Origin of the sequence: Pseudoduganella sp. RAF53_2, assembly GCF_052113985.1 — a bacterium.
GTDB lineage: Bacteria > Pseudomonadota > Gammaproteobacteria > Burkholderiales > Burkholderiaceae_D > Rugamonas.
Window position 1 is genome coordinate 1 of the sequence record NZ_JBFRDW010000210.1, and the last position, 8,784, is coordinate 8,784.

Here is an 8,784-nt window from a genome sequence, read left to right on the forward strand (position 1 = left end):
GTGGCGTTGCGGGTGACGAGCGTGGTGGCGGCCGCGCCTTCCGCGCCCGCGTACCAGGCATCGACCACGGTCTGCAAAAAGCCGAACGAGATCGTCGCCACCATCAGGCCGAGCACCGTGAGCACCGTGCGCAGCTTGTGGCGGAAGGCGTTGCGGGCGATCAGCTTGAGCAGATACATGATGTCAGGCGGCGGCGTCCAGCAGCTCGCCCTTTTCCAGGTGGACCAGCTTGCGCGCCTGCTGCGCGGCGTGGGCGTCATGGGTGACCATGATGATGGTCTTGTCCAGTTCCCGGTTCAACTGATTGAGCAGCGCGAGTACATCGGTGGCGGACTGGCGATCCAGATCGCCGGTGGGTTCGTCGGCCACCAGCAGCACGGGATCGGTGACGATGGCACGCGCGATCGCCACGCGCTGCTGCTGGCCGCCGGACAGCTCATTTGGCGTGTGGTCCATGCGGTCGGAGAGGCCTACCATGGATAAGGTCAGCTCCACGCGCTCCCGCCGTTCGCGCCGGCTCAAGGAAGTCAGCAGCAGCGGCAGTTCCACATTTTCGTAAGCCGTCAGCACCGGCATCAGATTGTAGAACTGGAAGATGAATCCCACATTGGAAGCGCGCCAGGCCGCGAGCGCGCTCTCGGACATGTTCGCGATATCCAGGCCGTCGACGCGCAGCACGCCGCTATCCGGCTTGTCGATGCCCGCGATCAGGTTGAGCAGGGTGCTTTTGCCGGAACCGGATGGTCCCATCAGCGCCGTAAAGTCCCCGCGCTGGATATCGAGCGTGATATCGGTCAGCACAGGCACGGTCTGTCCACCGCGCCGGTAGGACTTCACCAGATGTTCGATCTGGACCAGGACGCTCATTTCTTGGTGGCGGCAACCGGCTGGCCGTTCTGCAGTTTTTCGGATGGCTTGAGCACCACCTTATCACCCGGCTTCAGGCCCCTGACTTCGACCAGCTCGCCAACTTTGCGGCCGGCCGCGACAGGCGTCACGTGCGCTTTATCATCCACGATCACGAAAGCCACCGACTTGCCATCGCGCTGCACGATGGCGGACGGCTGCACGGCGGTCACGGCCACACGGTCTTCAGGCGGCACCGGCTTGGACAGGAAAGCCACCTTGGCGCTCATATCGGGCAGGATGCGCGGATCGCGGTCGTTGAAGCGCACCTTCACCAGCAAGGTTGCCTTGCTGCGGTCCAGCGTGGGCACCATGCGCGAGACAGTGCCGGACAAGCGCAGTTCAGGGAAGGCATCGAGCTGGATTTCGGCCGGCTGATCGACGCGGATCTTGGCCAGGCTGGATTCGGATACATCGGCTTCCACTTCCAGCGTGTCCATATCGGCGATGGTGACCACCGCGCCCTTGCTGTCGGCGGCGGAAGAGAAGGGCGTGATGTTATCGCCCACGTTGGCGTTCTTGGTCAGGATCACGCCATCGAAAGGCGCGCGGATCAGGGTCTGGTCCACCGCCACTTGCGCGGCGCGGGCATTGGCCTGGGCGGCAGCGATGGAGGCGCGGTCGGCACTGATGGAGGCTTTGGCCTTGTTGTAGCGGGCCAGCGCCGCATCGGCAGCCGAAGCCGCAATGAATTTTTGCTGGAGCAGGTCCTGCGCACGCTGGTTGGCGTTGCGGGCGTCCATCAACTCCGCCTGGCCCTGTTCCAGATTGGCTTGCGCCACCTTGACGTTGGCCTGGGCCTGGCCCAGCGCGGCGCTGACGTCGCGGTTTTCCAGCCTCGCCACCACTTCATCCTGCTTGACGCGGCTGCCTTCCAGCACGCCCAGCCACTCCAGGCGGCCGGTGGCCTTGGACGACAGCGCAGCCTTGCGCTGTGCCACCACATAGCCGGTGGCATTCAGCAGGGTGTAGTTCTGGGAGGGCCAGGCCTGGGCCACGGTGACCACGTCCACATCGGCCTTGCCGCCGCCACCGCGCGCCACGACAGCGCCGATCGCGATCAGCACGACGGCGCCGATGATCAGCCATTTCCAGCGCCGTGGGCGCCGTATCGGGGCAGCGGAGGGGCTGCCACGCTCGATCTTCAGTTTTGAAATATCCGGAGCCGCCACACGCACCTCGCAGTGAAGTTGCCATGGTTGCCAATAGTGCTACACATTGTGGCACTCCGCAAGTGCTAGTCCGGCTCGTTCAGCAGGGCATACAGCTGGCTGGCGCTGACCGGCTTGACCAGATGGGCCGCAAATCCTGCTGCATGGGAGCGTACCCGGTCGGCAGGCTGGCCGTAGCCCGTCAAGGCGACCAGATGGGTTTCGGCGAAGCCGGGCTGCTGGCGCAGTTCGGCCGCCAGTTCGTAGCCGTCCATGCCAGGCAGGCCGATGTCGAGGATGGCGATATCGGGCGTGAAGCTCTGGCTGGCGCGCAGGGCGCTGACAGGATCGGCTGCCGTTTCGACCTGATGGCCGTGCACTTCAAGCAGGGTACGCAAGCCGTCCAGCACGTCGGGATTGTCATCCACCAGCAGCACGCGGCGGCGCGGGCAGCCGCCGGGATTGTCGACGCGGGCCGCAGGCGCCTGCTGCGGCTGTCCCGCCTGCGCGGGAGCGAGCGGCATGCGCACGGTAAATTCGCTGCCTGTGCCGATGCCTTCGCTGCTGGCGCTCACGCTGCCGCCATGCAGGCTGGCGATGCTGCGTGCGATGGCCAGGCCCAGTCCCAGTCCGCCGCGCGAACGGTCCAGCGCCTGGCGTTCCTGTACGAATTTGTCGAAGAGCTGGGGCAGCATTTCCGGCGCAATGCCGATTCCGTTGTCGCGCACCTGCACGACGGCCAGGCCGTCTTCGCCCCCGGCTTGCAGCGAGATCTGGCCGCCGCTGTTGGTGTACTTGGCGGCGTTGGTCAGAAGATTGACCAGCACCTGGGTGAAGCGTGCGGGATCGGCCTGGACTTCCATGCCGCTGACCGGCACGTCCACCCGCAAATAGTGGTGGCGCTCCTCCAGCAATGGGCTGACGGTTTCCACTGCCTGAGCGACCAGCCGCGCCAACTCCACGCGTTCCTTGCGCAGCGTGATCTTGCCCTGGGCGATGCGGGCCACGTCGAGCAGGTCATCCACCATGCGCACCATGTGCTGGGCCTGACGCTCGATCACCGCATGCTCTTTCTGCAGTGCGCCAATGCCTTTCAGGCGCATCAGCTCCAGCGCGATCAGGATAGGCGAGAGCGGATTGCGCAGTTCGTGGCCCAGCATGGCAAGAAAGTCGTCCTTGGTGCGGTTGGCGATTTCCGCTTCGCGCCGCGCCCGCACCAGCTCCGTCACTTCGAAGGCGACCAGGGCGACGCGGTCCACCTGGCCGTGTGCATTGCGGACCGGCTGGTGCACGTAGTCGAAGTAGCACTCTTCGCTTTCGCCTAATGGACCGCGCGCCAGCAGCACGCGGCGCGCGCGGCCTTGTACGGCGTGCCCCGTGCGCATGACGTGTTCCAGTTCGTTGATCAGGCCCTGGCTTTCCAGTTCAGGGAATGCCTGCCGCAGCGGCATGCCCATGACGTCGCGGCCGCCGATGATTTCGCTGTAGCGCTCATTCAGCAGTTCATACACCAGGCTTGGACCGCGCAGGATGGCAATCGCCGCAGGCACCTGCATGAACACCGTTGCCATGCGCGCGGCATCGGCGCGTTCGATCTGGCGGATGCGCGCGCGTACCAGATGGGAATCGACGCGGGTCATCAGCTCGCGGGCGGAGAAGGGTTTGACCAGGTAGTCGTCAGCGCCGGCACGCAGGCCCTCGATGCGCGCCTCTTCGCCGGCCCGGGCGGATAGCAGCATCACTGGAATGTCGTGCAGGGTCTCGCTGTCGCGCAGGGCAGCCAGCAGGCCGAAGCCGTCCAGTTCCGGCATCATCACGTCGGAAATGATCAGGTCGGGCCGCTGGCGTGCCGCCTCGGCCAGGGCTTCGCGGCCGTTGCTGACAGCCGTGACATGCCAGCGCTGGCGCAGCAGGCGTACCAGGTATTCGCGCATGTCGGTGTTGTCGTCGGCTACCAGCACGCGTGCCCCGACCGTGAGCACGCTGCTTTCGTCGGCAAGGTCGAGGAAGGACTGGTCGGGCAGGGATTCGGGCAGCCAGCGCGTGGCTTCCAGGGTGTAGGCTTCACGTGCACCATGATCGGTGGCGGCTGGCGCTTCGCCGATCTGCTCGTCCGCGATGTGGGCATGGCCCAGTGGCAGGGTGATGGTAAAAGCGGTGCCTACGCCAGGCTCGCTGCGCACGGCGATGGTGCCGCGGTGCAGTTCGACCAGGTCGCGCACCAGGGCCAGGCCGATGCCGGAACCCTCATGGGTACGCGAACGCGTGCCTTCCACGCGCTGAAAGCGTTCGAAGATGCGGCCCAGGTGCTGGGCCGCGATGCCGACGCCGGTGTCGCTGACTTCCAGCATGGCATGGCCATCCTGCTCGCGCAGGCTGAGGCCGATGCGGCCTTCGAAAGTAAACTTGAAGGCATTGGACAGCAGGTTGAGCACAATCTTTTCCCACAGCCCAGCATCGACCCAGGCGGGCGAGGATAGCGGCTGGCAATCCACGCTGAGCGTCAGGCCCGCGCTTTCCACCACGGAGCGGAAGCAGCTGGCCAGGTCGGCGGTCTGCGCGGCCAGGTCGGTTTCGGTGTAATGGGCCTGCATGCGGTTGGCTTGCACACGCGAGAAGTCGAGCAGGGTATTGACCAGCTTTTGCAGGCGCAGGGCGTTGCGGTGCGCGACCTGCAGGCGTTCGTGCTGCACCGGGCCGAGGCGGTTCGCACTGTCGTTGATGGCGTCCTCAATGGGGCCCAGCATCAGCGTCAACGGCGTGCGGAATTCGTGGCTGACATTGCTGAAGAAAGTGGTCTTGGCACGGTCCAGTTCCGCCAAAGCTTCCGCGCGCCGGCGCTGCTCTTCCGCGGCGGTGGCATTCTGCAGCGCGGCTGAGACCTGGCCTGCCACCAGTTCGAGGAAGCTGTAATACTGCGCATCCAGTCTGGTGACAGGGCTGATGCCCAGCATGAGCAGGCCTGCGGGGCGCTGCTGGCCGGGAATTTCCAGCGGCAGGACCAGGGCTTCCGTCAACGGCCGGTCTGCCAGCCCAAGCGGCAAGCCGGGCATGTGATCGACGGGCAGCAATTCGGCATCGCGGCCCGGCGCCATATCGGCAGGCAGGGGCGGCGGGTTGGACAGGTGAATAGTCTGCCGCAGCTGCAGGCGGTCGGATTCCGCCTCGGCGAGGTAGAGCGCGGCAAAAGGAATGTCGTTCGGGTTTTGCGCGATGGCGGACATGGCGCCGGCGCAGGCGCTGGCCACCGTGTGCTCGCCCAGCGCGGCGGCCGACAGCGCCGATAACGTTGCCAGCCGGCGCGCATTCAGCTTGCTGGTGGTGACGTCGGCGGAAGGACAGAACAGGCCGCCGACCCCGCCCGACTCATCTGCAATCGGACTGTAGGAAAAGGTGAACCATTTTTCTTCCAGCCAGCCGGCGCGGTCCATGAACAGCTGCTCGGCTTCGACGAAGGTGGCTTCGGCCTTATTGAAGACTTTATCGACCAGCGGCGTGCAGTAATCCCAGATCTCGGCCCATACCTCGCTGGCGGGACGGCCTAATGCCCACTGGTGCTTGGCTTCGCCCAGCACGGCGATATAGGCGTCGTTGTACAGAAACGTGGCTTGCGGACCCCAGCCGATCCAGATCGGATGCGTCGTGTTGAGCATCAGGCTGACGCTGGTGCGCAGGCTCTGCGGCCAGTTCTCCAACGGGCCGAGCGGCGTGGTGGACCAGTCGAATTCGGCGATTAGTCGCCCTAGCTCACCGGGTGATGCGAGAAACTGGGGAAGTCGGCTCACGTTGTTTCCGATGTAACCAATAATCGAACACGCACTCTAAGACAGGTTGGCGTGGGGCACAAGGAGAGCGCGTTTGACAGTTCCCGTTCCTGCAACGGATACTTACTTGAATCTGCGACCAACCGTGAAGTCATGCTGCAACCGCCTGCTTTTCCAATCCGCAAAGAATGTCCGCCTGGCGCCTGTGTATGCGAGCGCGAGTTGCTGCTGGACGACCCGCAAGCCGACCTGCGCATCCTGCGTCTGACGAAAGACGAGGAGAAGCGGCTGATCGAACGCATCGAAGCCATTGCCAGCTACGCGGAATTGATGCGCGTCGGGCAGCGCTTGCAGGAACAGTTGGGCATCACCGTCAGCATACTGCCGGGTCCGAATGAGGTGCGCACGGTACGCGGCTTCCAGATCGAGCTGGCGCAGCGGCCGGGCCTGTGCCGCAAGACGCGCGAATCGATTCCCGCCGCCATTCGCCGTTGCCTGAACGCCCATCCGGATATTGCCTTTGCGATTCTAAATGCCAACGATTTGTTGTCCGGGCTGTGATAAAGTTGCCTGATCCTATTTAAACCAGGGGCAAAAGCGGGTGTCTGCCACGCCGTGGCAGGCACCGGGGTTGCGCCTCTGGTTTTTTACCAAAGGGGAGGCGGACATGGTTGCGTATCGCAGGCGGGACTTCCTCAAACATGCCGGCTGGGCCGGCGCAGCTTCGGTCCTGAGCGGACATGGGCTGTCGGCGCTGGCGGCTTCAGCGTCGGTGAAATTGCCGTTCGACAACGGCGAACGAGAGCTGGTGGCGTTTCCGCAGAAACGCCCAATGATTGTGCTGACCAGCCGGCCACCCCAGCTGGAAACACCTTTCTCCGTATTCAATGAAGGCGCGCTGACGCCAAACGATGCCTTCTTCGTGCGCTATCACTGGAGCGCGATTCCCACTTCCATCGACCCGGCGGCCTACCGGCTGAAAATCGGTGGCCACGTGAACACGGCGCTGGAGCTGTCGCTGGCCGACATCAAGCAGATGGGCGACGCCGTCGAGCTGGTGGCGGTCAATCAATGCTCGGGCAATAGCCGCGGCCATTTCTCGCCGCGTGCCAATGGCGGGCAGTTGTCCAACGGTGCGATGGGCAATGCGAAATGGACCGGTGTGCCGCTGAAGACGGTGCTGGAAAAGGCCGGTGTGAAGGCGGGCGCAGTGCAGGTGGCCTTCAACGGGCTGGATACTCCGCCCGCTGGCGACGGGCCGGATTTTGTCAAAGCCCTGAATATCGATCATGCGCTGGACGGCGAAGTGATGCTGGCGTGGCAGATGAATGACGCGGATCTGCCGGTGCTGAACGGCTACCCGCTGCGGCTGGTAGTGCCGGGCTATTACGGTACCTATTGGGTCAAGCATTTGTCCGATATCACGGTGCTGGATAAACCGTTTGATGGTTTCTGGATGGCGTCGGCCTACCGCATTCCGGACAACGCCTGCGCCTGCGTGCAGCCGGGTACGGCGCCGGCGCGCACGGTGCCGATCGGGCGCTTCAATGTGCGCTCCTTCATCACCAGCCTGCAGGATGGGGCGCGGGTGAAGGCGGGCCAGCAGATCGTGGTCAAGGGCATAGCCTTCGATGGCGGACAGGGCGTCACCGAGGTGGCGTTCTCGGCCGACGGCGGCAAGTCGTGGCAGTCGGCGACGCTGGGCAAGGACCTGGGCAAGTATTCCTTCCGCGAGTGGAGCGCGGCGTTCAAGCCGGGCAAGGGCACGCATGAGCTGATGGTGCGCGCGGTCAATCGCATCGGGCAGAGCCAGCCGATGACGGGACTGTGGAATGCGGCGGGCTATATGCGCAATACGGTCGAAACCACGCGCATCGTGGCAGCTTAAGGGGAGATGACAATGAAAGCATTCATCGCCATCGCCGCCGGCGTGCTGGCCTTCGCATGCGGCGCGGCTGCTGCAACCGAGATTGTGCTGCCGCCCGAGACGGCAGCCTACAAACAGAGCGCGCTGCCCGGCTTCCAGCTGGTGCAGGCACATTGCCTGCTGTGCCACTCGGCGCAGTATGCCCAGATGCAGCCGCCAACGTCGCCACGCGCCTACTGGGAGGCGACCGTCAAGAAGATGAAGAAGCCTTTTGGCGCCCAGTTCCCGGATGAGGATATTCCGGCGCTGGTCGACTATCTCGTGAAAACCTACGGCAATGAGAAGCCGAAATAGCCAGCCAAAACCAGGGACGTGAAGCAGGTGGCCGCCACGATGTGGCAGCCACCAGGGTTGCGCTGCTGGTTTGCGCTACAATCCCGCCTTTCCCTGAAGGCAAAGCTGTTCTCATGACCATCCCATCGCAAATCCTGCAGGCGCTTGAACGCGCCGATTCGTCCTGGCACGCCGTTCTGAAAGAGGGCCTGGAAGCGATGGAGAAGGCAAATCCGGCGTATCTGCCGGAGCTGGCGGTGGATAGCTATTTGCCGACGGAGCTGCGCTTGTTTGCTGCCTTCACTCAGCCGCTGGACAAGGTGCGCTACGTGCTGGTGGGCGAAGGCCCTTACCCGCGTGCCGAAAGCGCCACCGGCGTCTGCTTCATGGACGGCGCTGTGAAAGGGCTATGGTCGGAGGAGGAGGGCGGCGGCCTGTCCAAGCCGGTCAATAAGGCAACTTCCCTGCGCAACTTCATGAAAATGCTGCTGGTGGCAGATGGCCAGCTGAGCGAAGCCCAGACTAACGGCGAAGCCTTGGCGGCCGTGTCGGCGCAAGCGCGTGCCGGCGCGGCGGTCCAGACATTGGCTGAGGTGCAGGAACGCCTGACCACCCACGGTTTCCTGTTGCTGAACGCCTCTCTGGTGTTCCGTCCCCATATTGCCCCGGTGAAAGATGCCAAAGCCTGGCTGCCTTTCTTCGAAACCGTGATGCGCGCGCTGGCCGAGCGTAAGCCGACGCTGGTGCTGTGGGGCAAGATCGC

7 protein-coding genes and 1 pseudogene are annotated in these 8,784 nt (G+C 64.2%); 4 read left to right on the forward strand and 4 right to left on the reverse strand.

Features of this window, described 5'->3' with window-relative positions; translation table 11 throughout:
- The 4 genes and pseudogenes from AB4Z11_RS14145 to AB4Z11_RS14160 form a co-directional block, all read right to left on the reverse strand.
- Window positions 1–179 (reverse strand): annotated as a pseudogene (locus tag AB4Z11_RS14145) (ABC transporter permease); the annotation flags it as partial.
- Window positions 180–183: 4 nt separating this feature from the next.
- Window positions 184–867, reverse strand: coding sequence for an ABC transporter ATP-binding protein (locus AB4Z11_RS14150; protein WP_442025884.1), 684 nt, complete (start codon window positions 865–867; stop codon window positions 184–186).
- On the reverse strand, window positions 864–2,078 hold the full coding sequence (locus AB4Z11_RS14155; RefSeq protein WP_442025885.1) for an efflux RND transporter periplasmic adaptor subunit: 1,215 nt from the start codon (window positions 2,076–2,078) through the stop codon (window positions 864–866). Before AB4Z11_RS14155 ends, AB4Z11_RS14150 begins: the two co-directional genes overlap by 4 nt.
- A 65-nt stretch (window positions 2,079–2,143) precedes the next feature.
- A complete protein-coding gene (locus AB4Z11_RS14160; RefSeq protein ID WP_442025886.1) occupies window positions 2,144–5,842 on the reverse strand; it encodes an ATP-binding protein in 3,699 nt (1,232 codons plus the stop codon).
- 132 nt (window positions 5,843–5,974) lie between these two features.
- Between AB4Z11_RS14160 and AB4Z11_RS14165 the strand changes: the two genes are divergently transcribed.
- From AB4Z11_RS14165 to AB4Z11_RS14180, 4 genes are all read left to right on the forward strand, one after another.
- Window positions 5,975–6,382 (forward strand): hypothetical protein, encoded by a 408-nt coding sequence (locus AB4Z11_RS14165; RefSeq protein ID WP_442025887.1) that lies wholly within the window; start codon window positions 5,975–5,977, stop codon window positions 6,380–6,382.
- A gap of 106 nt (window positions 6,383–6,488) precedes the next feature.
- The gene (gene sorA, locus AB4Z11_RS14170) at window positions 6,489–7,709 is read left to right on the forward strand and encodes a SorA family sulfite dehydrogenase catalytic subunit (protein WP_442025888.1); all 1,221 of its coding nucleotides are present in this window, start codon (window positions 6,489–6,491) and stop codon (window positions 7,707–7,709) included.
- Window positions 7,710–7,721: 12 nt separating this feature from the next.
- Window positions 7,722–8,042 (forward strand): SorB family sulfite dehydrogenase c-type cytochrome subunit, encoded by a 321-nt coding sequence (gene sorB / locus AB4Z11_RS14175; RefSeq protein ID WP_442025889.1) that lies wholly within the window; start codon window positions 7,722–7,724, stop codon window positions 8,040–8,042.
- A gap of 113 nt (window positions 8,043–8,155) precedes the next feature.
- Window positions 8,156–8,784, forward strand: a 629-nt coding sequence (locus AB4Z11_RS14180; protein WP_442025890.1) for a uracil-DNA glycosylase, incomplete at its 3' end; no start/stop codon positions are given.